23 protein-coding genes and 1 riboswitch are annotated in these 26261 nt (G+C 31.7%); of the genes, 16 read left to right on the top strand and 7 right to left on the bottom strand.

From position 1 onward, the window contains the following. The first annotated feature begins 25 nt into the window (after window positions 1-25). The 3 genes from WY13_RS01695 to WY13_RS20275 all read left to right on the top strand — a co-directional run bounded on the left by WY13_RS01695 (window position 26) and on the right by WY13_RS20275 (window position 1979). Window positions 26-844, top strand: coding sequence for a nitroreductase family protein (locus WY13_RS01695; protein WP_063553985.1), 819 nt, complete (start codon window positions 26-28; stop codon window positions 842-844). 35 nt (window positions 845-879) lie between these two features. Beyond that, on the top strand, window positions 880-1629 hold the full coding sequence (locus tag WY13_RS01700) for an AAA family ATPase (protein ID WP_063553986.1): 750 nt from the start codon (window positions 880-882) through the stop codon (window positions 1627-1629). A gap of 182 nt (window positions 1630-1811) precedes the next feature. Then, the gene (locus WY13_RS20275; protein ID WP_082848343.1) at window positions 1812-1979 is read left to right on the top strand and encodes a CDIF630_02480 family spore surface protein; all 168 of its coding nucleotides are present in this window, start codon (window positions 1812-1814) and stop codon (window positions 1977-1979) included. A 46-nt stretch (window positions 1980-2025) separates the two neighbouring features. On the opposite strand, the gene nifJ is transcribed toward WY13_RS20275, so the two are convergent. Both nifJ and WY13_RS21460 read right to left on the bottom strand, forming a co-directional pair. Then, complete coding sequence (nifJ, locus tag WY13_RS01705) at window positions 2026-5550, bottom strand: pyruvate:ferredoxin (flavodoxin) oxidoreductase (protein WP_063553987.1); 3525 nt, start codon at window positions 5548-5550, stop codon at window positions 2026-2028. Window positions 5551-5665: 115 nt separating this feature from the next. Then, window positions 5666-5866 (bottom strand): hypothetical protein, encoded by a 201-nt coding sequence (locus WY13_RS21460; protein WP_063553988.1) that lies wholly within the window; start codon window positions 5864-5866, stop codon window positions 5666-5668. A 264-nt stretch (window positions 5867-6130) separates the two neighbouring features. On the opposite strand from WY13_RS21460, the gene WY13_RS20770 reads away from it, so the two are divergent. The 5 genes from WY13_RS20770 to WY13_RS01730 all read left to right on the top strand — a co-directional run bounded on the left by WY13_RS20770 (window position 6131) and on the right by WY13_RS01730 (window position 9700). Then, complete coding sequence (locus tag WY13_RS20770; protein WP_156498941.1) at window positions 6131-6289, top strand: hypothetical protein; 159 nt, start codon at window positions 6131-6133, stop codon at window positions 6287-6289. Between the two features lie 44 nt (window positions 6290-6333). After that, on the top strand, window positions 6334-7662 hold the full coding sequence (locus WY13_RS01715; RefSeq protein ID WP_063553989.1) for a nucleotide disphospho-sugar-binding domain-containing protein: 1329 nt from the start codon (window positions 6334-6336) through the stop codon (window positions 7660-7662). Window positions 7663-7706: 44 nt separating this feature from the next. Beyond that, the gene (locus tag WY13_RS01720) at window positions 7707-8126 is read left to right on the top strand and encodes a GNAT family N-acetyltransferase (RefSeq protein ID WP_063553990.1); all 420 of its coding nucleotides are present in this window, start codon (window positions 7707-7709) and stop codon (window positions 8124-8126) included. Between the two features lie 37 nt (window positions 8127-8163). Further along, complete coding sequence (locus WY13_RS01725) at window positions 8164-8964, top strand: hypothetical protein (RefSeq protein WP_063553991.1); 801 nt, start codon at window positions 8164-8166, stop codon at window positions 8962-8964. Between the two features lie 208 nt (window positions 8965-9172). After that, the gene (locus WY13_RS01730; protein WP_063553992.1) at window positions 9173-9700 is read left to right on the top strand and encodes a 2'-5' RNA ligase family protein; all 528 of its coding nucleotides are present in this window, start codon (window positions 9173-9175) and stop codon (window positions 9698-9700) included. Window positions 9701-9882: 182 nt separating this feature from the next. Here the strand turns inward: WY13_RS01730 and WY13_RS01735 are convergent, their stop codons facing one another. The 4 genes from WY13_RS01735 to WY13_RS01750 form a co-directional block, all read right to left on the bottom strand. After that, window positions 9883-10926, bottom strand: a complete 1044-nt coding sequence (locus tag WY13_RS01735; RefSeq protein ID WP_063553993.1) for a PocR ligand-binding domain-containing protein — start codon at window positions 10924-10926, stop codon at window positions 9883-9885. A 191-nt stretch (window positions 10927-11117) separates the two neighbouring features. Then, window positions 11118-12176 (bottom strand): HD-GYP domain-containing protein, encoded by a 1059-nt coding sequence (locus WY13_RS01740; protein ID WP_063553994.1) that lies wholly within the window; start codon window positions 12174-12176, stop codon window positions 11118-11120. Window positions 12177-12584: 408 nt separating this feature from the next. Next, complete coding sequence (locus WY13_RS01745; RefSeq protein ID WP_063553995.1) at window positions 12585-13943, bottom strand: PFL family protein; 1359 nt, start codon at window positions 13941-13943, stop codon at window positions 12585-12587. Window positions 13944-13961: 18 nt separating this feature from the next. Then, the gene (locus WY13_RS01750; protein ID WP_063553996.1) at window positions 13962-14231 is read right to left on the bottom strand and encodes an ACT domain-containing protein; all 270 of its coding nucleotides are present in this window, start codon (window positions 14229-14231) and stop codon (window positions 13962-13964) included. 319 nt (window positions 14232-14550) lie between these two features. Next, window positions 14551-14640: riboswitch (glycine riboswitch) on the bottom strand. 236 nt (window positions 14641-14876) lie between these two features. On the opposite strand from WY13_RS01750, the gene WY13_RS01755 reads away from it, so the two are divergent. The 3 genes from WY13_RS01755 to WY13_RS01765 all read left to right on the top strand — a co-directional run bounded on the left by WY13_RS01755 (window position 14877) and on the right by WY13_RS01765 (window position 18702). After that, complete coding sequence (locus WY13_RS01755; protein ID WP_063553997.1) at window positions 14877-16943, top strand: methyl-accepting chemotaxis protein; 2067 nt, start codon at window positions 14877-14879, stop codon at window positions 16941-16943. A gap of 50 nt (window positions 16944-16993) precedes the next feature. After that, a complete protein-coding gene (gene ymfI / locus WY13_RS01760) occupies window positions 16994-17737 on the top strand; it encodes an elongation factor P 5-aminopentanone reductase (protein ID WP_063553998.1) in 744 nt (247 codons plus the stop codon). A gap of 125 nt (window positions 17738-17862) precedes the next feature. Further along, window positions 17863-18702 (top strand): response regulator transcription factor, encoded by an 840-nt coding sequence (locus WY13_RS01765; RefSeq protein ID WP_063553999.1) that lies wholly within the window; start codon window positions 17863-17865, stop codon window positions 18700-18702. A gap of 256 nt (window positions 18703-18958) precedes the next feature. Here WY13_RS01765 and WY13_RS01770 read toward each other — a convergent pair whose 3' ends face one another. Further along, window positions 18959-20233: an SH3 domain-containing protein gene (locus WY13_RS01770; protein WP_063554000.1), complete on the bottom strand. Its 1275-nt coding sequence runs from the start codon at window positions 20231-20233 to the stop codon at window positions 18959-18961. A 627-nt stretch (window positions 20234-20860) separates the two neighbouring features. Here WY13_RS01770 and aroF point away from each other — a divergent pair. The 5 genes from aroF to aroC are packed head-to-tail and all read left to right on the top strand — an operon-like array spanning window position 20861 to window position 26253. Then, complete coding sequence (gene aroF, locus WY13_RS01775; protein ID WP_063554001.1) at window positions 20861-21895, top strand: 3-deoxy-7-phosphoheptulonate synthase; 1035 nt, start codon at window positions 20861-20863, stop codon at window positions 21893-21895. Between the two features lie 26 nt (window positions 21896-21921). Further along, the gene (locus WY13_RS01780) at window positions 21922-22788 is read left to right on the top strand and encodes a prephenate dehydrogenase (RefSeq protein ID WP_063554002.1); all 867 of its coding nucleotides are present in this window, start codon (window positions 21922-21924) and stop codon (window positions 22786-22788) included. A 14-nt stretch (window positions 22789-22802) separates the two neighbouring features. Beyond that, window positions 22803-23894, top strand: a complete 1092-nt coding sequence (aroB, locus tag WY13_RS01785; protein WP_082848345.1) for a 3-dehydroquinate synthase — start codon at window positions 22803-22805, stop codon at window positions 23892-23894. Window positions 23895-23912: 18 nt separating this feature from the next. After that, on the top strand, window positions 23913-25193 hold the full coding sequence (aroA, locus tag WY13_RS01790; RefSeq protein ID WP_063554003.1) for a 3-phosphoshikimate 1-carboxyvinyltransferase: 1281 nt from the start codon (window positions 23913-23915) through the stop codon (window positions 25191-25193). Beyond that, the gene (gene aroC, locus WY13_RS01795) at window positions 25171-26253 is read left to right on the top strand and encodes a chorismate synthase (protein WP_063554004.1); all 1083 of its coding nucleotides are present in this window, start codon (window positions 25171-25173) and stop codon (window positions 26251-26253) included. The genes aroA and aroC overlap by 23 nt, the downstream gene beginning before the upstream one ends. Window positions 26254-26261: the final 8 nt, after the last annotated feature.

A 26261-nucleotide genomic window follows, 5' to 3' on the forward strand; every position in this document is an offset into this window, starting at 1 on the left:
ACATTGAGAAAGGAGTAAAAACTTTATGATGAATGTAAATAGTGAAAAGTGTATAGGATGCGGACAATGTGTTAAAGATTGTTTTGCAAGAGACATAGAGATAATAGATGGTAAGGCTAAAATCAATAATATTACTTGTATAAAGTGCGGGCATTGTATTGCAGTGTGTCCTAAAAATGCAGTATCAACAGACGAATATAACATGGAAGATGTAAAAGAATATAATAAAGAAGATTTTTTTATAGATGCTGATACTTTATTAAATTCCATTAAGTTTAGAAGAACTATAAGGCAGTTTAAAGACAAAGAAGTAGAAGAGGAAAAACTGCTTAAAATTATAGAAGCTGGAAGGTTTACTCAAACAGCAAGTAATATGCAGGATGTATCTTACATAGTTGTGAGAGATGGAATACAGGATTTAAGAAAATTAATAATTGAAAGTTTAAATCAAATTGGAGAAAAAATACTTAAAGATACGAATGAGAAAAATATACTTTACCAAAGATATGCTAAAATATGGATTGATATGTATAAGGAATATAAAGAAAACCCTAAAAATGATAGATTGTTTTTTAATGCTCCAGTAGTAATAGTTGTTACGGCAAGACAGGAAGTAAATGGAGCTTTAGCATCTTCAAATATGGAACTTATGATTAATTCTTTAGGACTTGGAACGCTGTTTAGTGGTTTTTCTGTTGCGGCTGCCCAAATGGATGAAAAAATAAGTAAGTTTCTTGGAGTTAAGAAAGGAAGAAAGGTTGTAACTTTCATGATAGTTGGATATCCTAATGTGAAATATTTAAGAACTGTACCAAGGAGAAAAGCAGATATACGTTGGAAGTAGATAATATTACATATTAGGGTGGTTGTGAAGTAGTTATGGAAAAAACGGATATTAATCAGTATTTAAGAAGTATAGAGCTTAGGAGAGATAAGATAAAATCTTTTTCAACATACCCATTTTGTTTACCGGTTATAAAAAATTTATCCAGTTTAAAGTTCCATCCTAAGGTTACATTTATTGTAGGAGAAAATGGAACTGGCAAATCTACAATCCTTGAGGCAGTTGCTGTTTTATCTGGATTTAATGCTGAAGGGGGAACTAAAAATTTTAATTTTGCAACCTGTGATACTCATTCAGAGTTATATAATTATATTAGATTGATTAAGGGCATTAGAACTCCGAAGGATGGATTCTTTTTAAGGGCAGAAAGCTTTTATAATCTTGCAACAAATATTGATGATCTTGAAAAACAAACTCCGGGACTCTTATCCTATTATGGTGGACGTTCATTACATAAGCAGTCTCATGGAGAGTCTTTCTTTTCAGTATTTATAAATAGATTTAGTGGAAAGGGACTGTACATATTAGATGAACCAGAAGCAGCACTATCTCCATCCAGGCAGATGGCTATGATTTCAAAAATGCATGAACTTATAGAAAAAGATTCACAGTTTATCATAGCAACTCATTCTCCAATTATAATGGCATATCCTGATGCAGTCATATATGAGATAAAGGACTCTATTAAAAAAGTTATATATGAAGAAACAGAAAACTATCAAGTGATGAAGAGTTTTTTAAATAATACTGATAAAATGATGGACATACTTATAAATGGCAAGTGAGGTAAAGTGGCTATAATAAAAATCACTTGGGCAGTAGAATAGATAAAAAATTCTTATTGCCTCAAGTGATTTATTTTTAAAGTTACTTGTAATCCAAGGATTTTTTATATTAGCATCAAATGTTATATTTTTTCATACATTTTTTAAAATTGAAGATAATATGTATGAGAGGAGGAATTATTATGGAAGGAGATAGAACTAAAGATGATTCCATGGAACTGCCAATTGAAAAACACGATACTGCAGCATGGGCAAATATCCATAAGGAAAAATCAGTTTCAAAAGTATCGGTGCCAAGTGAATTTGATGTTAAAAATGCTAAAGAATATGTAGATTCTAATGAAAAATAATTCCTATTATAAAAGACCTAACTGACTGTTAGGTCTTTTATTGTAATCAATATTTTATTGATGATAATTTTTTGTAAATATCATATCTTTCACGGGCATTGTTTTCAGATTCTTTAAATGCTTTTCCAACTGCACCAGGGAAGATAGTTTTTAATGAAGAATAACGGAGTTCCCCATTAATAAAATCTATATATGATTTTGTAGGTTCTTTGGAGTCTAATATAAATGGATTTTTACCTTCCTGTTTTAATAGAGGATTATACCTGTATAGGTGCCAGTAACCGGATTCAACTGCCTTTTTCTCTTCTGCTATACTAGTACCCATTCCAGTTTTAATACCATGGTTTATACAAGGTGCATAGGCTATGATTAGAGAAGGACCTTTATAAGCTTCAGCTTCTGTAATTGCTTTAATGGTATGATTCATATTTGCCCCCATGGCTATTTGAGTTACATATACGTATCCATAAGTCATGGCCATCAAACCAAGATCCTTTTTCCTTATCTTTTTACCGCTGGCAGCGAGCTTCGCAACTGCTCCCGTAGGAGTTGATTTTGATGATTGACCACCAGTGTTTGAGTAGACTTCTGTGTCCATAACAAATATATTTACATCATCGCCTAAGGCAAGTACTTGATCTACACCGCCAAATCCAATGTCATAGGCCCATCCATCACCGCCGATTAGCCAATGAGATTTTTTGATTAAATAATCTTTTTTCATAAATATTTCATTTAAAATATTATTATTTTTTAAACTTCCATTGTTCAGGATTTTTAGTATTTTTGCAGAAGCTCTTTTTGAAGTGTCTGCATCATTGAATCCGCTGAGCCATTCTTTAAAGGCTTCTTTCAGTTCAGAACTAATGTCCATTGTCATGGCTGTTTCCATCAAATCAGCTAATCGTTCTCTCATTTGTTTTACACCAAGGAACATTCCATATCCATATTCTGCGTTATCTTCAAATAATGAATTACCCCAGGAAGGCCCTTTGCCAAAATTGTTTGTAGTGTAGGCTATTGCAGGTGCACTTGCTCCCCAGATTGATGAGCAGCCTGTTGCATTTGCTATCATCATTCTATCTCCATAAAGTTGAGTTAAGAGTTTAATATAAGGAGTTTCCCCACAGCCAGGACAAGCACCGTTAAATTCCAGGAGTGGTTTTGCAAATTGACTTCCTTTTACTGTATGCAAATCCATTAATCCTTCTTTAGGAGTAATTTTTAGTGCATATTCAAAGTTATCAGACTGTTCTTCTATTTCTTCTTGTGCAGGTTTCATTATCAAAGCTTTTCCTGGAGCAGGACATATATCTGCACAATTTCCACATCCGGTACAATCAAGTGGACTTATTTGAATACGATAATGTAAGTTTTCAAGGTCTTTACCAACAGTTTTTTTAGTTAGAAAACTTTTAGGAGCATTTTCTTTTTCTTTATCATCTAGTAAGCAGGCCCTTATAACACTGTGAGGGCAAATATAGGAGCATTGATTGCACTGAATACATTTATCAATTTGCCATTCAGGTACGAAAACTGCAATTCCACGCTTTTCGTAGGCCGTTACGCCAAGTGGGTAAGAACCATCTTCCATTCCATTAAAAGCACTGACTGGAAGTTCATCTCCTTCGTGCCTTGCCATAGGTTTCTCAATTCTATTTATAAAATCAGGAAATTCTTTTTTTGGCATATCTGGATCTTTAGCATTTTTCCAGGATTCTGGTACAGTAACTTTATGGGCAGCATTTGCTCCTGCATCTATTGCTGCTTTGTTTGCATTAACTATATTTTCGCCTTTTTTACCATAGGCGTATTCTACAGAGTCTTTTAAGTACTGGATTGCTTGATCGACAGGAATTATATTAGCTAATTTAAAGAATACAGCCTGCATTACCATATTTATTCTAGAACCTAATCCAACTTTTTGTGCTATTGAAATTGCGTCTACTATATAAAATTGTATGTTATTTTCAGCAATATATCGTCTCATTGAAGCCGGTAGATGTTCATCTAATTCGTTTTTGCTCCAAGGGCAGTTTAAAACGAATGTGCCATTTTTCTTCAATCCTTTTAATACATTTATATTGTAAATAAAGGATTTGTTGTGACAAGCAGTATAATTTGATTCATAAACTAGATAAGGTGATTTTATTGGTTTATTGCCAAATCTCAAATGAGAAACTGTACTTCCACCTGATTTTTTACTGTCGTAGGAGAAATAAGCCTGACAATATAAATTTGTTTTATCGCCTATGATCTTAACTGCTGTTTTATTTGCACCTACAGTACCATCTGATCCCAAACCATAGAATTTGCATCTTATAGTTCCTTCTGGTGTTGTATCTATTATTTCTTCCTCAGCCAGAGATGTATTTGTAACATCATCAACTATTCCAATTGTAAATCTATTTTTTGAATTAGGATTTTTAAGATTTTTAAATACAGCTAAAATTTGAGAAGGTGTTGTATCTTTTGAACCCAATCCATATCTTCCACCAACAATTACAGGTTTATCTGCATTATTATAGAATAAATTTACTACATCTAAATAAAGAGGTTCTCCTGTAGAACCAGGTTCTTTTGTTCTATCTAAAACAGCAATTTTTTTAACTGTTTTAGGCAAATATTTAAAGAAGTAAGAAGAAGAAAATGGTCTGTATAAGTGTACTTTTATGAGTCCTACTTTTTCATTATTTTGTCTTAAATAATCTACGGTTTCTTCTATAGTATCACAAACTGATCCCATAGCAACAATTATATATTCCGCATTTGGATCTCCATAGTAATCAAATGGATGATATACCCTTCCAGTAAGTTTTTCTATTTCTCTCATATAGCCTTCAACAATATCTGGGACAGCATCAAAGAACTTATTTGAAGATTCTCTTTGCTGAAAATAAATATCGGGATTTTGAGCAGTCCCTCTAACTGAAGGATGTTCTGGATTTAAGGATTTGTCTCTAAATCTTTGGATTGCATTATAATCAACTAATTTTGCCACATCATCATGGTCAATTACTTCAATTTTTTGATATTCATGAGATGTTCTGAAACCATCGAAAAAATGTAAAAAAGGAATGCTTGCTTTAATTGCAGAAAGGTGGGCAATATTTGCTAAATCCATAACTTCTTGAACATTTGATGATGCTAAAAGCGCAAATCCAGTTTGCCTTGTTGCCATAACATCCTGATGATCACCAAAAATTGACAGTGCATGAGCTGCAATTGCACGGGCAGTTACATGAAATACTCCAGGCAGCAGTTCACCTGCAATCTTATACATATTAGGTATCATGAGAAGTAATCCTTGTGAAGCAGTGTATGTAGTTGTCAGTGCACCAGCAGCCAATGATCCGTGAACAGCTCCAGCAGCACCAGCTTCGGATTGCATTTCAACAAGTTTAACTGGCTGACCGAATATATTTTTTTTACCATGGGAGGATAGATCATCTACAAGTTCAGCCATCGGAGTAGATGGTGTTATGGGATAAACAGCTGCAACATCTGTAAAAGCATAGGAAGCTTCAGCAGCAGCTTGATTCCCATCCATGGTCTTTAATTTCTTTGTCATATTATGCTTCCTCCTCTATAAATAATTTTTAACATATTTAGTATTTACAAAGTATGCCTATTGAATTCATAAATTTAGGTTAAATCCTTAACTATTAATTCTTAACTCTTAATTTTTAATTATACTTTATCCCATTTGCACTGAAAGCAGGTTTCATGAATGGAATTTTAGGGAGCATGAATATATTAACGTTTTCTTCTAAAATTAAACTACTCAATATATAAATTTTAATTCCACAGTATTCATATTCATCATAAATTTCTTCTTTACTAAAATATTTTAAAACCTCAACACTGAGATTTGTGACTTTCGTCATTTCACCTGTTCAGCAGCTTATGCAGTTAGAGCGAGTCCTAATTAGAAAACAGCCTTGAATTTTTTTAGCATATTTAAGGGCTTTTTCTTGAATAGTTATCATATATTTATCGCCTCCATAAATTTTGTCAATAAGTTTTATGTATACATAATTGAAATCTTAAAAAAAGTAACCTATACTATAAAATATACTAGTATTCAATTAAAGGCAACTATTTATTGATATTCTTATAAATAGTATATACAAAAGTAATGTGGAGGAAAAATGCAGGGAATAAGATATTATTTCAGTGATTATAATGGAAATGTAGAAATAAAAAAATGTGAAAACTCAATACATTCATGCAAAGAACATTTTCATGATGAAGTCTCTATTGGATTAGTTGAAAAAGGAAATTGCAGAGGTAAATTTAAAGTTTTATAAACGATATATCTGGTAAAAATTGTATTGGAAGGAGACATATAAGCATGAAAAAGCACTTAAATATTGTTTTTTCAGTTATACTTTCAGATGCTGGAGAAGCAACGCGTGCTCTGGAGATAGCAGATGGAATTAGAAAATTTTGTCCTGAGAACTATGAAATAGATATAGTTTTTTTATCTACAGGGAGTAAGTTTGAAGGAAAAGTAATTCATAATGGATTTAAAATTTATAAATGTGATCCTAAACTTCCTGGAATAGGATTTAATCAGGATTTTAAACCAACTAGTTTTAATTTAATTGGTGATAAAAAACTTGCTTTTGAATTGATTAAGGGAGAAATTGATGCACTTAATGAATTAAAGCCTGATGTAGTTATACATGGCTTTTACCCAATAGCAGGTATTGCACGTAGAATGCTTAATAAACCAGTGCCTGGTATTTGCTATCTTCCCATACCTTTACATGAAGACACTCTTAATAAATTAATGAAAGATATTCCGGACATGGTAAAGCCCCTAACCTATCTGCCATTAAAGCTTCGTAAAAAAATAATAAGATCTATACCCAAATCTTTAATGCTAAAAAATCCATCATTTATACAGACTAATATTATAGAGGCTTTTAGAAAGTTTAATTACGAAGGACAAGCTATAAATAATTTATTTGATATGCTGAGAGCTGACTTTACAATTGTAAATGACTTTGAGGAATTTTATAAGGATATCAAGCTTCCAGATACTTTTAAAATTGTAGGACCATTGTATGCATCTTCTTTAAATGATAGGGTAGTAGATAAAAATATTTTAAAAGTTTTTAACCCTGATAACAACAATTTTAAAATTTTTTGTACCCTTGGAAGTTCAGGAAAAAAGGAATACCTGTTTGAGGCTATAAAGGCGTTAACCCAAGGTATAGGTAAGAAATGGAGTGCAGTAATTTTAGCTCCTAAGGCAGTATGTCCAATTGATGAAGCAATTGCCTGTGCAAAAGATAGCTCAAATATTTATATAACAGATGCATTTGTACCAGCGCCCCTAGTTAATTCACTTGCAGATGTGGTTATATCTCATGGTGGACAGGGTACAATACAAACTGCTATTGCAAGTGGGACACCTATTGTTGGATTTGCTATACAGCCGGAGCAGCAGATAAATCTTGATAATGTAGCAGCTAGAGGTGGGGCAATAAGAATTCCTATACACAAATGGAATGCAAGTAACATACAATCTGCAGTAAAAATTGCAGCAGAAAATTCATCTTATACAGAAAGTATAAAAGAGTTGAAAAAAATTTTAGATAGGGTAGATGGCAAGAAAAATTCTGCTCTTGCAATATGGGAATATATATTAAAGAACATATCTTATAGTATTTAAAAAAGCAGTAAATTAAAATGAAACTTTAGAAGGGAGCTTTTGCAATGGAAATAGTAGATGGTGAATACATACTTACAGATGATGTTGACAAAATGAAACTAGAAGGAGTTTGTAATTTACTAAGACAATCTCACTGGGCTAAAAACCGACCTGTTGAAGTTATTGCTAAGACAATTGAGCACTCCCTTTGTTTTGCAATTTATCATAAAGGTAAACAGATTGGATTTGCAAGAGTTGTAAGTGATTATGCTGTTTACAGTTTAATATTAGATGTAATTATTGATGAAGAGTATAGAAGAAGGGGATTGGGAAAAAAGCTAATTGAATTTATAAATAATTATCCGGCTATAAAAGATACAAGTAAATTTCTCTGGACAAAGTATGCTGAAAAATTATATTTGAAATGCGGCTTTAAGGAAGAAGATTGTTATAAATATATGTTTAATAGACCTTTAAGTTTATGAAATAATATAAAAAGTAAAGTTATTAAAGGAGATAAATATGGAATTTTTAATACAAATGTTAATTAGGGCCTGTATAGAAACAGTGTATTTGACAGGTATAATAATACTAGTTGGAATGTTACTTGGAATTATGAGAAACTACACTATAAAAAATTTTGCTAGAAGCTTTGGCATGAAATCCATAATGATAACGGGTTTTATAGGAGTTCCGGTACATGAAATGAGCCATGCAATATTTGCAGCTATTTTTGGACATAAAATAACTGCTGTAAAGCTTCTGCAAAGACCTGATGAAAATGGGGTAATGGGATATGTAGAGCATAGTTATAATCAAAATAGTATCTACCAGCAGATAGGAAACTTTTTTATTGGAACTGCACCTATATTTGGAGGTATCTTATCTGTAGTTGGGCTAATGCATTTTATGATACCTAGAGCTTATGATGAATTTATAAGTATTTTAAAGGTAAATTCGCATGTAACTGTTATAAACAAAGCTGCAGCTGTACATATATTCAGTATGTATAAAGTCCTAGTAAAAACTATATTTTCTACTGCCAATTTTCATAATATATATTTTTATATATTTTTATTTATAGCAATCTGCATATGTTCCCATATATCATTGAGCTATGCGGATATTAGAGGAGCTACAGGAGGATTAATTACTATATTTTTAGTATTGTTAATTCTTAATGTTGTTGGATGGACAAAATATTTATCCATTGAAAATATAACTAAATATAATGTTCTCATAACGGCTTTTTTGATTTTGGCTGTACTGCTTTCTGCAATAACATTTTTAATAAGTTTAGTTTTAACTATAATAAAGCATTGATAAACAGAGTTCTTGGCATCAGATGGAGTTTTGACTCCACCTGATGCTTAGAAATCGTTATCCAGGGACGTAGCTGCTCTTTACTACCACTTGGAGAAGTGGGAGTATTAGAGCAGGTAGTCATCGGACAAAAAATAAAATTAGGTATTTCAATTTTAAATATGGTGAAAATATATACGGAATATTTGCATTGAAAGGAGGCATAAAATTGGAACGCTATGTTCTTGTATGTACTATAGGTGGTAATGCACTAAAATTTCATGAAAAGTTGAGAAATGATGTATGCTATAGATTTAAAAAGAGAAAAGCTAAATTATCGGCACATTTTACAATAAAAGCACCTTTTGAAACGGATAAAATTGAGGATATGTTGAAGGTTTTAGAAAAGTTTCAGAAAAGCAATCATAAGACTCAAATAAAAATCCAGGGATATGGTAAGTTTAGAGAAGATGTAATTTATATGGATGTGAAGGTGTCACCTGAGGCAAAGAAAACACATGATACACTTATAGATGAACTTAGTAAAATTCCATGGATAAATTTCAAATCCAACGAGGGTAAAAATAAAGTATTTCATTGTACTATAGTGTCAAAGAGGATACAGGATAAATTTAAAGAAATGTGGGATTATGTGAACAAATATCCCTGTGATTTTGACGAGTACTTTGATAATATATCCCTTTACATGTGGAATAAAAATACGTGGATGTTATTAAAAAGATATGATTTAAAATAAAAAATCAGTAATTTATAGGACCTATAAACTTATACACATCAATAATTAAAAATTATATTTGAGTAAAAAACTCAGCTTTCAACTAAAAAAATTTTATATGTACAAAAATTTAGTTAAGAATTAATAGTGAAAAACGGAAGAAAATCATCCATAACTATTAATTCTTAACTATTAATTCCTAATTATTTCTTGTTTGCCATGTTACTTAAGGTATCTGCTACTACGGAAACTTCCTGGACATTAGCAGATACTTCTTCTATTGCAGATGTCTGTTGTTCTGTAGTTTCAAAAGTGGAGTTAGAAGTTTCTAGTGCCTTATCTACAGATTCCTGTATTTTTTTAGTAAGATCTGTTATTTTAGAAGCAGTTTCTTTAGAATCCTGAGATAGTTTTCTTATCTCTGCAGCTACTACACTGAATCCTTTTCCAGCTTCTCCGGCTCTAGCTGCTTCTATAGAAGCATTTAAACCAAGCATTTTTGTTTGATCTGCAATACTTTTTATGGAGTTTAATATAGAATTTATATCCATAGATATATTTTTGACTCTGCTTATTTCCTCATTTAAAAGATGTTGATTGTTGCTTACATTTACAGCTGAAGCAGCTAATTCTTCCATAGTTGCTGAAATTTGACCAAAATTTTCAGATAAATTTTTAGTAGATATACCAAGTAAAAGTGTCTCGTAACCTATTTTAGAAAGTGCATTTGCCACGACAAATAAAACTTCAGCAGCAGCTCTTACGCTTTTTTCACTTACCATGTAGACTTTGTTTGATGCATCTACATATTTATCAGCATTTATACCCATTTCTGCTGCATTTTTTCTAACGATTGATTCATCTACTTTAGAATAAGCAACTTGTCCACCAAGTATTGTTCCTATTGATTTACCTTCTATTATTATAGGAGCGGCAAAATCAATCAAACCTGCATGACAAGTATAAATATATGGTTTACCAAGCCTTGTTGCTTCCGCACCTCCTCTACTGTGTGACTCTGCACAGCGGGAAGTTCCTTTGGAAGTTGACTGGGTGAGATTTAAACAAAAGTCAGTATAAGAGCTCGGTCTTGTTACAGGCTGTCCGTTTTTGTCAACTGTAACACTTGCAATATTCATACTATCAGCAAAGTTATCCTGAAATTTTTGAAGTGTATTAATATCCAAAACATCCTGTATTTCTAATAAGTCTAAGTCAATTTTATCATTATCGGTAAATTTTATCATGAATAGTATCCTCCTATGTTATATAATGTAATAATAGTTTGTTAAAAATTAATTAAACCATAGTCTATAATACTATATCGTATATAAAAAGCAAGGATTTAGTAATTATTATATGGAACTGACGCTAATTATTAGTAAATGTATACAACTGTAAAACAAAATGTTATAAAAAGTGAACAAAAAGCTGGTTATTAAATAACCAGCTTTTTAACATATAAATCTTTTTCCTTTTTTAAGTCAAGAAACCCGTTGTCATCAAGTAAAAGGGGATTTCTCAGATCATTCATGTCAACTTGGATAACTTTACAACATTGCTCATTATTTAAAAGTACATTTTCACCCATGTAGTAGTTTACTATGTGATTTAAAAACATAGTGCAATATTGGCAATCCAGTTTTCCAAGGCTTTGCTGTTGAATAATTTCTAAAGCTTCAAAAGGTCCGCTTAGTTCTTTACAATATCTGTTGGAACTCAAATCATCAAATAAATCTGCAATAGCTATTACTCTAGCAAATTTATGAATTTTATCTTCTTTAATACCTAGTGGATATCCAGAGCCATCCATTTTCTCATGATGCATCAATACACCATAACTTACGGAAGAATCTAAATAAGGGATTTCTTTTACAAAATTGTAACCTATGGCAGGGTGAGTTTTGAAAATTTTGTATTCTTCTGGGGTGAGATTTCCCTCTTTATTTATAATATCTGTACTTATCTTGATTTTCCCAAAATCATGTAATACAGCTGAGTAAGTTAATAAGTTTATATCCCTTTTGCTAAACCCCAACCATTTTCCAAGTATAAAACTTACAGCTGCTACGTTTACACTGTGTCTGTAAATGGTGTCATTGCCACTTCCATGGAATACTATATTTTTAATAACTAGTCCTGTAGAATTAAACTCTTCCTGTATTTTTTCCGAAAAAGTTCTTACTTCCTTTATTTCAGGAGCTTTTAAATTAGATATGGTATCAAATATATTTTCCAAGTTGTAAGAAAATTCATTAAAAGTATTCTCAAGTTCTTCTACCGTTTCGATCTTAGCAGTTAAAGGATCTTCGGAAGTATCTTCTACGTAGATTTCTACTTCGTCCACAATAATATTTTGTTTTAGCTTTTCTATAGCCGATTCCGTAATGGCAATATCTTTAGCTAACAGCATTTTATTTTCAAAGGTTATATCACTTGCTGATATCATTCCTGGTTCTAATTCGTTTATTCGAACTAATTTCTTTTTTGACAACATACTATTTCACCTCATATAAATCATTAGAATAGCAATATATAGTAACTATGTATATGTTATCGTAATATTATTTTATTTCTAAACATGTTTACAGTAAAATTAAATTTTATTTATACTTATATTCAAGTTTATATTCAACATTAAGAATATATGGAGTTTTTAAGTGGAAAAACTTTATATTCGTTTTTATAAGGGAAAACTTTTAAGATATTGTGTTTCTATTTTGAATTTTCTAATTATGGAATTTCCTCAAGCAAAAAATCAACTTATACGCGAGTATATTTTTATAATGATGAAGTTCTTTTAAATATTTTTGCTTAGTCTTATCAAAATATTTAACGAACTGAAGGTTGTAAAAAATATCCGGAGTATAAGTTGATTTTGTTTGTAAATCCCATAGTGGAAAAATTAATTCTTAAAGCTGTGAATTGGAGCAGGAATTCTTCCACCTCTAGCTATAAAAGTTTCACTTGAAAATTTACTTACAGGCATTATAGGTGCTTTTCCGAGAAGTCCTCCAAAATTTGCTTCATCTCCGACACTTTTTCCATAAACAGGGATTACCCTTACGGCAGTTGTTTTATTATTAATCATTCCAATAGCAGATTCATCTGCTATTATGGCAGATATAGTGGATTCAGGAGTATCACCAGGTATACCTATCATATCAAGACCTACAGAACATACACAAGTCATTGCTTCTAATTTTTCAAGGTTAAGGGACCCTGAATTTACTGCACTTATCATACCTTCATCTTCACTTACAGGTATGAAAGCACCACTTAATCCTCCAACTTGAGATGCTGCCATTATGCCTCCTTTTTTGACTGCATCATTTAATAATGCTAAAGCAGCAGTAGTACCTGGGCATCCACAGCTTTCAAGGCCCATTTCTTCAAGAACTCTTGCAACACTGTCTCCTACAGCAGGTGTAGGTGCAAGTGATAAATCTACTATACCAAAAGGAACGTTTAATCTTTTTGAAGCCTCTCCAGCAACTAATTGACCCATTCTTGTTATTTTAAAAGCTGTCTTTTTTATTGTTTCTGCAACTACATTGAAATTTTGCCCCTTGACTTCTTCTAGAGCACATTTTACAACGCCAGGACCACTAACACCTACATTTATTATGGAATCAGCTTCTCCAACTCCATGAAAGGCTCCTGCCATGAAAGGATTATCTTCTACCGCGTTTGAAAATATTACTAACTTTGCACAACCTATACTCTCATTTTCTCTAGTGAGATAGGCAGTTTCCTTTACTATTCTTCCCATATCTTTTACTGCATCCATGTTTATTCCTGCTTTTGTAGTTCCTACATTTACAGAAGAACAGACTTTTTCAGTGACAGCTAGAGATTCTGGAATGGATTCTATAAGTATCTTATCACCTTTAGTATAACCTTTATGTACAAGTGCTGAAAAACCTCCAATAAAGTCAATACCTAAAGTTTGGGTAGCTTTATCTAAAATTTTGGCATATTCTACATAGCTTTTATCAGAACTTGACTGGGCTATGAGTGAAATAGGTGTAACGGATACTCTTTTATGTATTATGGGTATACCATATTCCGTTTCAATCTCCTTGGCAGTTTTTACTAGGTTTTCAGCTTGTTTAGTTATTTTATCGTAAATTTTAGTTCTTGCTTTTTTGCCATCACTATCTATACAATCTAAAAGAGAGATACCCATAGTTATGGTTCTTATGTCTAGGTTTTCTTTGTCAATCATGTTTATGGTTTCTATAATGTCTTTAGTATTTATCATTTAACTCAACTCCTTAGTTTAAATTTGGTGCATAGAAGTGAATATGTCTTCTCGTTGAAGCTTAATGACAACTCCTATTTCTTTAGCTTTATTTTCAAGGTCATTCTTTAGTCCTACAAAATCTGTTTTCATTTTTGATAAATCCACTAGCATTACCATTGTAAAATAGCCTTCTATGAGAGTTTGGTTTATGTCTAAAATATTTATGTTATTTTCAAATAGTACGGAAGTTACCTTGTAAATAATACCAGTTTTGTCTTCTCCAAGTACGGTTATAAATGATTTCATTTTATAATCCATCTCCTTTAAAATATTTTGTATTGATTAATTATATTATTAGCAATTATCGATGAATCTTACTTAGTGGGAAAAGCAGAGAACTTAAATCTTTGATTTAAAGTGAATCGCTTTCTCTTTAGAGTTTTGTTCTACCACTAAGTTTAGATGAATTATCTAGAGGCGTAGCTACTGTTATCTCCCACTTTGATAGAAGTGGAGTGTTACAGTAGGTAGCCATCAGATAAAAAAAAAGACCAAATTAAATTAGTCTCTGGAAAATAAGATTTTAAACAATAACTATTAATTAACTCAATAATTATCATTTTGTATAAAATCCTCTGTCCCTTGTACCTGAGAGTTTCACCCAACTTTGGCTTTCCCCTTCGGTGCTCATAAGAGTCTCTCCAGAGGTTCGTCTAATAACGGTTTAAAAATTCAATTCCATTATTTTCATCCGACCCTTTTAAATTATCACAATTATATCATATTAAAAAAACCAATTCAAATATATTATTGCAAATTTCATTGGAATATACATGTTGGTTATCACAGGTTAAATTTACGTTAAAAAAAGTTCTATTTAACAGCAGCTTAAAAATACCACATTAAAATAAAAGATATGATTAATGTAAATTTATATACTGGAGGAATTTTATGTTAAAAAAATTATTTTTAAGCGTCTTAAAGTTATCTTTTGGTAAGGAGAAAAAGTTTAATCTATCTTTTTTAAACAGTGTGGGAGTGAAAATAGTTTGTGAGATTGGAATACTTATAATATTTATATGCAGTATATTAGGAGTGACAGCTTATTACAGTGCTTATAGAGCCATGGAAGATAGTATAAAATCTTCACTTGAAAGTAGGGCAGTAGAATCTTCTAAACTCATAGATGCAACTTTAAAACAGGATGTTAAAGCAATTGAAGAGTTAGCATCAAATGATATTATAAAATCCATGAATACTTCAATGCAGATACCTCTTCTTAAGATGAGAGCAAAACAATTAGAATATGTGAACTTAAATGTTATGGATTCAAGTGGTATGATTTATATGCAAACTGGTGAAAAGACAAAAGCTAATTTAGATGACACCAAGAATTATTATCTCAAAAGTGCATTAAATGGAAAAATATCTATTTCAGATCCAGTGATGAATACGGACGGGCAGCAGATAATGGCGGTGGCAGTTCCAATAAAAGATTCTGATGAAAAAATTGTAGGAGTATTATTTTCAAATATAAGTATGGAAAGCTTAAATAAATTAGTTCAAAGTGAAAAGCTGGGTAAAAGCGGATACTGCTTTATAATAAATAAGGAAGGGGTTAAGGTAGCACATAAGGATTTGAAACTGGTGTTAAATAAAGATAATACTATAGAAGACGAAAATAAAGATCATTCTTTAAATGAACTGGCAAGTTTAGAAAAAAATATGATAATGGGTAAAAGTGGCTCGGGATACTATAAAAAAGATAATGAAGATATGTTTATGGCCTATGCTCCAATAGCTGACTTAAATTGGTCGCTGGGACTTACTATAGATAAAAGTGAAATATTTAGTGAAGTAAATATGTTAAAATACAAAATAATTATGATAACTGTTCTATTTATTTTAATAGGATTCTTTATAGGGTTATTTATAGCCGGAGCTATAAAAAAACCACTGCATAAAATAAGAAAGTATGCCCTGGAATTATCAAAGTTTAATTTAAATTATAGAATACAAATTGATAAAAGAGATGAATTTGGAGATACGGCTTCAGCATTAAACTATGCAATGAATGAAATAGAGTATATTATAGAACAAGTAAAACTAAAAAGTGGAGAAACTTTGGAACATGCGGATAATGTAAATAAAATGTTTGAAAAATCGCATTCGGAAATAAAGTTGGTTTCAGATAAATCTTCACAAATATGTTCTGATATGCAGGAGAACTTATCTTCTATAGAAGAAGTGAACCAAAAGATATCAAATGTAAAGCATGGAATACAAAATTCAGTAAAAGAGGCAAACCAAGGCTTGGCTCTTGCAAAAAGCATAAGGGAAAGGACTTTAAATATTAAAAGAGATACGGAAAGCTCAAAACATGACTTTGAAAATTATTATACACAGTACAGTGATGGATTAAGACATGCACTGGAAAATGTGAAAGTAGTAAAAAATATTTCTATAATGGCTGAAGAAATAAAAACTATATCAGATAGAACAAATATATTAGCGTTAAATGCCAATATAGAAGCCGCAAGAGCCGGCGAATATGGCAGGGGATTTATGGTGGTGGCAGAAGAGGTAAGAAAATTAGCTATGCAATCTTCTGATATGGTAAGTAACATACAATTAAATGTAAAAAATGCTTTAAAATCGGTAGATAAACTCTCCAAATCAGCTGAAAGTATATTGAAAATTTTAGAAGAAAATATTCTATCGGATTACAGAAAAATGGTGGACATAAGTAAAGATTATGAAAAGGACGGAATGAGATTTGAATCTGTATTAAAAAAGTTTTGTGGGCTTATGGAAAATATAGATGAGTCTTTTTTAGTAATAACTAAAATAATGTGTATTATAGTGGATTCGTCAAATGACGGAACTAAAGCATCCATAGATATATCAGATAATATAGATGAAATAGCAAGTGAAAATAGGACCATATCCTTGTATACTATGAGAAATGCCAGTGGGTCTGAGGAACTTCTTCACATTTTAAGTAAATTTAATGTATAATATTAATTGAAAAGTAAATTTTATGTTAATGTAGGAAGTGTGAAATTTATATGGAAAATTTAGGTGGAAAAGTAGCAATAGTAACGGGAGCTTCCAGAGGAATAGGAAGAAGTATTGCTATAAATTTAGCAAAATGCGGTGCGAATGTAGTAATAAATTATAAAAAAGATGAGAAAGAAGCTTATAAAACTCTTGATATGATAAAACAAGCTGGTTCCGTAGGAATGGTAGTACAAGGAGATGTTAGTTTATATAGTAATGCTGAAAAAATGGTACAGGATACCTTAAGTAAAATGGGAAAAATAGATATACTTGTTAATAATGCAGGAATTTCTAAAATAGGACTTTTTATAGATATGAGAGAAGATGAGTGGAACTCTATTATAGATGTGAATTTAAAGGGGGTACTTAATTGTACTCACTCTGTATTGAAACATATGATTTCTAAAAAATCAGGATCTATAATAAATATTTCTTCTATGTGGGGAAACGTAGGTGCTGCCTGTGAATCCATTTATTCTGCATCTAAAGGAGGAATAAATCTCTTTACAAAATCTATTGCGAAGGAAATGGCACCTTCGAATATAAGGGTAAACGCAGTTGCACCAGGGGTAATTGATACGGAAATGAACTCCTGGTTAAAAGAGGATGAGAAGAAAAACTTAATGGAAGATATACCTATGGGCAAATTTGGACAATGTGAGGATATAGCAAAAGCTGTATGCTTTTTGGCAGGTGATTCATCCGCATATATAACAGGACAGATAATAACTGTAGACGGTGGAATGATATGAGAAATGAACCTTTAGTGTAATATACATATAAAATAATAGTAGTAGTGGACGATAAATAGAATATGAAAAAAATTAATTTTAATAAAAGGGATGGTTAAAATATTGATGTTATAGGATGAATAATTATGAACAAAGTTATAATATTAGATGATATGATATATGTAAGATATAGGGTGAGACGCGTATTAGAAGATGCTGGAATTGGGGTATATGAATGTGGAAATTCCTTTGAGTTCTTTAATAGGTTATATGATAAAAAAGAAGAAATAAATTTGATAATACTTGAGGTGGGATTAAGCACTGAAGATGGATTTGAAGTACTTAAAAAGATAAAGGCTAAAAAATTAAACATTCCTGTAATGATACTTACAAAATTAAATTCTAGAGAAGCATTTATAAAAGGTATAAAAGAAGGTACTTCAGAGTATATATTAAAACCTTTCAATAGTAAAAATTTAGTTAAAAGAATAACGAAACTCATAAAATCTACTAGAAATTCAGATAAGCCAGAAGAAATAGTATATTTGAATTTTCAAGAGTACATTGCCAGACAAATAGTGAAATGTGGGGCACAAAATAAAAAGCTTTCAATTATCATGGTAAGCTTGGTAAAAAAATACTATACAGAACAAGATGAGAAAATAGAAGTAAAAGACAGTTATCTTATTTTACTTGATTTGGTTTATGAAAAGTTGAGAAGTCTTTTTAAGGTACCGGATTTATTTGAAAAATACGGATTATCTACTTTTATAAGTGTAGTCCCAGATTGTAATTACAGAAAAGTTGTTTCAGTTGTTCATCAGATGGAATATGTTTACAGTGGAATAAAAATCATGAATGAAAAGTATAGTGAGTATGATCTTAAATGCAGTTACGTTATTTTTCCTGATGATGGAACAGATAAAAATTATTTAATGAATAAATTAAATATTAAAATGAAAGTGAAGATAAATAAAGAAAAGTAATGTTTTTCTGGCAATAAAAAAATAATATTGTGTAGATAGTTCTACACAATATTATTTTTTTATTTTATCCGATCACTACCATTGCTAATACCCCCCATCTTCTTCAAAGTGGGGATAAGCACTGCTACGCGCCTGGATAAGTTCTTCCCCTAAAGGATAACGTATTCTAAGTGCTGAAGACACTAAGAATACTGTTAATAAGGTTCAGATGGAGAAAAGGTATTCCTTATAAGCAAACTCCACCTGAACCTAAGAATCACTTGATGTAATCTGAATGAACATACCCTGTTAAGGAACCAACGGTTACTTTATACCAACGTCCATCCGTGCCTGTTATGGTTACTTTGGTTCCAGAAGATAGAGTGGATACAATACGGCCAGTCCAAGGATTACTTCGTAAGTTTAATACTGAAGATTTACTACTTAATGTTACAGTACCAGTTTTCAAAGCTGTAGACTGAACGCTTGCAGCAGTTGCTACTATGGACTGTGAATTACTTATGTAGCTAGAAGAAACATATCCTGACTTCCCGTTTGCAGTTACCTTATACCAACTGCCACTAGTTCCTAATATATTTACAGCGGTACCATTAGCAAGAGAGCCTATCACAGAACCTCCTGGAGATGTTCTTAAGTTTAAAGATGATGAACTGTCACTAAGTTTAACATAACCTGATTTCGCAGAAGCTTGAGATAAATATTGCGCTTCCGAGTTAGAAGAAGGCTGACTACTAGGACTAGCTTGCGAACTCGTATTTATAAAAGAAGAGCTCACATATCCGTAAGAAGAATTATATTTAATTTTGTACCAACTTCCAACTGATCCTACTATAGAAACGGATTGGCCTTTTTTTAATCCTCCTATAACGCCAAAGGACGTAGCTGCCCCATTTCTTACATTCAATGTTGAACTGCTATTTGAAATGTTAACAATTCCTGTTTTAGAAATACTAGTAACAGGAGTTGAATCTGAATTACTGTTACTGCTAGGCGAAGGATTACTAGCTGGAATGGATTTCCTGCCATCTCCTACATATATGTATCCTTTAAGATATAAATTTCCTCTATTTTTTATAGCTTCTTTTGAAAGCGTTTTTTCACTTCCGTCATAATTACCTCTTACATTGAAGTTGCCTTCGTTAAAGTATACAATATCTCCACTTACTTCTTCTACAAAACCAACGTGACCGTATCCATGTGGACCGCCACCCCATACAATTATAGAATTTGCTTTAGGTTCCGAGCCGTAAGTGTATACGTTTGAACTGGCATTTGCATACCACCAGTCCACTGCATTACCGTAAAATTGTGATGGCAGTGCAATTCCTAATTTTTCAAGTACTCTTCCATAAGTAAACCAGGTACATTGCCCGGTGTATCCTGATTTTGCAAATATATTTCCAACAGCAGTATAAGCGCTACTGCTCATATTTGGCACATCAGCAGCATATACAGTACTTACCAAGCCCTTACTATTCATAAGAGATGCTGACATAAAAAAAGCAAAGATCAGTTTTTTGGACGTGTTCATGCTCTTTCCTCCTGAAATTATAGTATATTTAAAAATAACATTTTACATTCACATAAATTTTATATAATATACTTATTTTTAATAATATTAAAAAAATGTTTAATTTAATTATACTATGGTTTAAAAAAATTTTCCATTAGTTTTAGAAAAGTTTTCATATTTTATACTATAAAAAATAAATAAAATTGGAAACTTACTGTTGACATAAAGAATAAACATGTTATAATTGAGAACAAATAGATTAAGAATTAATTTATAAAATTAGTGGCATTATTTGCAATGGAGGGTAAATTCAATAAAAAACATCATTAGAAAGGAAATAGGAGCAATAAGTGAAAAATATTATTTTAACTTTACTTTTAGCTGGGGCTATTTTTATTTTAGCGCTAGTTACTTTTGCTTCCCAAAAAAATTGAATCCTTTTCTAATGAGTAATATAATTGTAGATACATGATTGAATAATTTTACGTACACAAAATGTATTTGATTAATTTAGGCAGAGCTCATTAGGAGCCCTGCCTTTTTTATATCATTAATTAAAATTTCAAGGTAAATAACTTCTAGAGCTAGCATAGAAGTTAATAATATAAATTTTTTAAAATATAAAATTTTAGGAGGTACTAAAAATTGATAGTTATTATGAGACCACAAACCACACAGGAAGAGATAAATATGCTTAAACAAAAAATTGAAAGGGAGAACGAGGTAACAGTGAATGTAATAAACGGAAAAGAATGTTCTATATTAGGACTTGTTGGAGATACCACAAAAGTGGATGCAGATAAAATAAGAGCTAATGAATTTGTGGAAAATGTTGAGAAAGTACAGCAGCCTTACAAATTGTCCAATAGGTTATTTCATCCGGATGACACTGTAATAAAAGTAAAAAATGCTTCTATAGGTGGGGATGAGCTGGCTGTTATAGCAGGACCGTGTTCTGTTGAAAGTGAAGATCAAATTGTAAAAATTGCACAAGATGTAAAAAAAAGCGGTGCTAAATTTTTAAGAGGTGGGGCATTTAAACCAAGAACATCACCTTACAGCTTCCAAGGTCTCAGAGCTAGAGGATTAGATCTTTTAAAAATAGCAAGGCAGGAAACAGGGCTGCCTATAGTAACTGAAATTATGTCTGCGGATATGATAGACAAATTTGTAGAGGATGTGGATGTGATACAGGTAGGAGCAAGAAATATGCAAAATTTCGAACTTTTAAAACAGCTGGGCAAAACAAATAAGCCAATTCTTTTAAAGAGAGGACTTTGTGCTACTATTCAGGAGCTTTTGATGTCCGCAGAATATATAATGTCTGAAGGAAATGAAAATGTAATACTTTGTGAAAGAGGAATAAGGACTTTTGAAACTTATACAAGAAATACTTTAGACTTAAGTGCTATTCCTGCCATAAAAAGATTGAGTCATCTTCCTGTAATAGTGGATCCAAGTCATGCTGCAGGACTTTGGTGGATGGTGGAGCCATTAGCTAAGGCAGCAGTGGCAGTAGGGGCTGATGGACTTATGATAGAAGTACACAATGATCCTGCTAATGCAAAATGTGATGGACAGCAATCCATAAAACCAAAAGTATTTGAACAGCTTATGAAGGATATAAGCAAAATCCCAGGAAAAACAATTCATAAAGCATATGATACTGTAAATGCGTAAAAATTTTAAGGCAGGGGGAATATGGATTGGACGATTCTGATTTTAAACTTAATATAGCAATTGTGGGAATGGGGCTTATTGGCGGGTCTTATGCCATGGCCCTAAGGCCTTTGACTACTAAGCAAATTATTGGAATAGATAATGATAAAAATGCACTTGAAAGTGCATTAAATATGGGGATTATAGATAGAGCCTATGAAAATGGTGGAAGCTTTTTAGAGAAAATTGATCTTATAATAATTGCTCTTTATCCTAAGGATACAGTTAAATTTGTAGAAGATAATTTTAAGTATTTAAAAAGCGGTGCTATTATAACGGATACATCAGGTATAAAACAATGTGTAGTAGGTGAAATAAATTCATTTTTACCAGAGTGTTTAGAGTTTGTGCCGGGACACCCTATGGCAGGTAATGAATTTAAAGGCATAGGTGGAGCTTCTAAAGATATTTTTAAAAGTGCAAATTACATAATAACCCCTACAGCTAAAAATACCTCTAGGGGTATTGATTTAATAGATAAAATGGCTAGAAAAATAGGATGCAGCAATGTAACTTGTATAAGTCCAGAAGAACATGACAGAATAATTACTTTTACAAGTCAGCTTCCCCATGTAATAGCAGTATCTCTTATGAATTCACAGGAAGAAAATGAAGAAGACATAAAAATGTTTATAGGTGGAAGTTTTAAGGACGCAACTAGAGTAGCCCAAATTAACACTTCACTGTGGACTGAACTATTTACTATAAATTCAGATATATTAGTGGAAGAAATAGAGAAGTTTGAAGAAAGTATTAATTTATTAAAAAAAGCTATAATATCTAAAGATGTAGATTCCATAAGAAATATTTTTGAAAAGGCATCCTCAAGTAGAAGAAAATTAGTTAAAAGATAAGGACAGTGATTTTGGTGAATACAATTTCTATAAATATAAATCTTAAAAAGAAACAATATAAAATTTATATGGAAAGAGGAATTTTAACTTCTATAGGAAAAAAGCTGCGGGAAGTTTATGAGGGGAGAACTTTAGTTGTAATTACGGATAAAAATATTGAAAGATTATATATGAAAGAATTGAAGCAATCTTTTTTGGATAACGGGTTTAAAGTAAATGTCATATCTATAGAACCTGGAGAAAAAAGCAAAAGTTTAGATATGTTAAAGAAAATATATGAAAATTTGTGTGAATTGAAGATAAAGAGAAAGGATGTAATAGTTTCTTTTGGAGGAGGGGTAGTTGGAGATTTATCAGGTTTTGCAGCAGCTACTTATTTGAGAGGGATAAGTTATGTTCAAATACCAACATCACTTTTGGCACAAGTAGACAGCAGTATAGGTGGGAAGGTAGCTGTGGATCTTCCTTGGGGAAAAAATCTAGTGGGGAATTTTTATCATCCAGATGCTGTATTTATAGATCCGGAGGTACTTAAAACTTTAAGTGATAGATTTTTTAGCGATGGAATGGCTGAAGTTATAAAGTATGGTTTTATAAAAGATAAAACTATTTTAGAAGATCTAAATTCCTATAAAAGTAAAGAGGAAGCTTTGAACAATATAGAAAATGTAATATATAAATGCTGCAGTATAAAAAAGAAATTGGTAGAAGAAGATGAAAAAGATTTAGGAAATAGGATGCTGTTGAATTTTGGACACACCTTGGGGCATGCAGTTGAAAGATATTATAATTACAGTAAATATAGTCATGGAGAAGCAGTTTCTATTGGTATGGCATATATAACAGGAAGAACGGAAGAGCTTTCTATTACTAAAGAGGGTACTTATTCTTATATGGTAAATATTTTAAAAAAGTATGGGCTTCCAGTTTATATACAGGGTGTGGATAAAAATGTTTTAGTAGACACCATAGCACTGGATAAAAAATCTTCAGATAAAAATGAAATTAATTTAATAATGATCGAAGAAGCAGGAAAGAGCAAGATAAGAAATACTAAATTATCTGAAGCAGCTAATTTTTTATTTCCTGAAAATCTAATCAAATAAATGGAAAGGAAGCAGTTTATGAAATATGTATCTATAAAGCCTACTAAACTTAAAGGGCAAATACAAGTTCCTCCTTCTAAAAGTGTATGTCATAGGGCACTCATATGTTCCGCTTTAGCCCAAGGGGAAAGCAATATAAAAAATGTAGATTTTTCAGAAGATATAGAAGCTACTTGTAGTGCTTTGGAAGCTTTGGGAGTAGATATTAAAAGAAATGAACATACTTTAAATGTAACAGGTAGCTCTGTTATTAGAATGAAAAATTCAAATATACACTGCTTTAAATCTGGTTCTACTATTAGATTTTTAATACCTATAGCTGCCACTTTAGGAGAAAAGGTAACTTTTACGGGAGAAGATAAATTAATAGAAAGGCCTCTAGATGTTTACTATGATATATTTGACAAGCAAAAAATTTTTTATAGAAATTTTAAAGGTAAATTACCTTTAACTATAAATGGAAAGTTAAAGCCTGGGGAATACAGAGTAAAGGGAAATATAAGTTCTCAATTTATAAGTGGCCTTTTGTTTGCTCTACCCATTTTAGATGGGGATTCAAAAATAGTAGTTACCACAGAACTTGAATCTAAATCTTATGTAGATATCACACTGAATATGCTAGAAAGGTTTGGAGTTTATGTGGATAAAAAAGATTATAAAGAATTTTCAATTAAGGGAAATCAGACCTATAAAAAAAATAACTGTAGTATAGAAGGAGACTTTTCTCAGGCCGCTTTCTGGATGACTGCAGGAGCCCTTGGAGATGGAATTATGTGCTCTGAGCTCAATATGAATTCTCTCCAGGGAGATAAGGCTGTAATAAGGATATTAAAAGATATGGGAGTTGAAATTGAAGAAAAAGGTGATACTTTAAAAGTTAATCCTTCTAAAACTCATGGAACGTACATAGATGCCTCCCAGTGTCCTGATTTAGTACCAGTACTTGCAGCACTGGCATCTGTAAGCAGTGGTACCACTGAAATTACAAATGCAGCTAGACTTAGGATTAAAGAGTCGGATAGACTCAAGGCTATATCTACGGAATTAAATAAACTTGGAGCAGATGTAAAAGAAAGAGATGATGGGCTTATTATAAATGGTAAGGATAGACTCAAGGGAGGAAAAGTTACAAGCTGGAGAGATCACAGAATAGCAATGGCACTAGCTGTTATATCTTCAAAATGTGTAAATCCTATAATAATGGAAGAAGCTGAGTATGTTAAAAAATCATATCCTGCTTTCTGGCAAGATTTTAGACAATTGGGAGGGAATATAGATGAGTGGAATGTGGGGGAATAAGATAAAGTTATCAATTTTTGGAGAGTCTCATGGAAAAGCCATAGGCATTGTAATAGATGGACTAAAGGCTGGAACTGAAATTGATTTAGAATACATAAGAAAGCAGATGAAAAGGAGAGCACCAGGCTTTAGTAAACTTTCTACTCCTAGAAAAGAGCAGGATGAATTTGAAATTTTAAGTGGATATTTTAATGGAAGAGCAACGGGAACTCCTCTCTGTGCAGTGATACAAAACAGCAATACTCATTCTAAAGATTATGAAAAAACAGCATCTCTTTTAAGACCTGGTCATGCTGATTTTACGGGGAGAATAAAATATAGGGGATTTAATGATTATAGAGGTGGTGGACACTTTTCAGGCAGACTTACAGCACCTATAGTTTTTGCAGGAGCTTTATGTAGAAAAATATTAGAGGAAAAAGGTGTATTTATAGGAAGCCATATAAAGAGTATAGGTACGATTGAAGACCCAAAATCCTTTAAGTTCACTTCTATAGAAAAAAGTAGTTTAGAAAAACTTTCTGAAAGTAAATTTCCAGTTTTAGATGAAAACTGTGGTGAAAAAATGCAGCAGTATATTTTAAAGGTAAAAGAAGAAGGAGACTCATTAGGAGGAATTGTAGAAACTGGAGTTATAAATTTGCCACCGGGCATAGGAGATCCTTTCTTTGATTCCGTAGAAAGTACTATTTCGGGGCTTTTATTTTCTATACCAGCAGTAAAAGGGGTAGAATTTGGAGAAGGTTTTGATATATCAAAAATGAAGGGCTCTGAAGCAAATGATGAATATTTTATATCAGACAATAATGCTATAAAAACCTACACTAATAATAATGGAGGAATTTTAGGAGGAATTACAGATGGAATGCCGCTTATATTTAGAACTTGTATAAAACCTACTCCATCTATATCAAAAACTCAAAAAACTGTAGATATTGAGAAAAGAGAAGATGCACTTTTAGAGATAAAAGGAAGACATGATCCCTGCATTGTACCTAGGGCAGTTCCAGTAATAGAAGCAGTTGCAGCGCTTTCACTGCTCAATTTGATGGAAGATTAAATTACTTA

This window comes from Clostridium ljungdahlii (assembly GCF_001636845.1).
Classification (GTDB): domain Bacteria; phylum Bacillota; class Clostridia; order Clostridiales; family Clostridiaceae; genus Clostridium_B; species Clostridium_B ljungdahlii_A.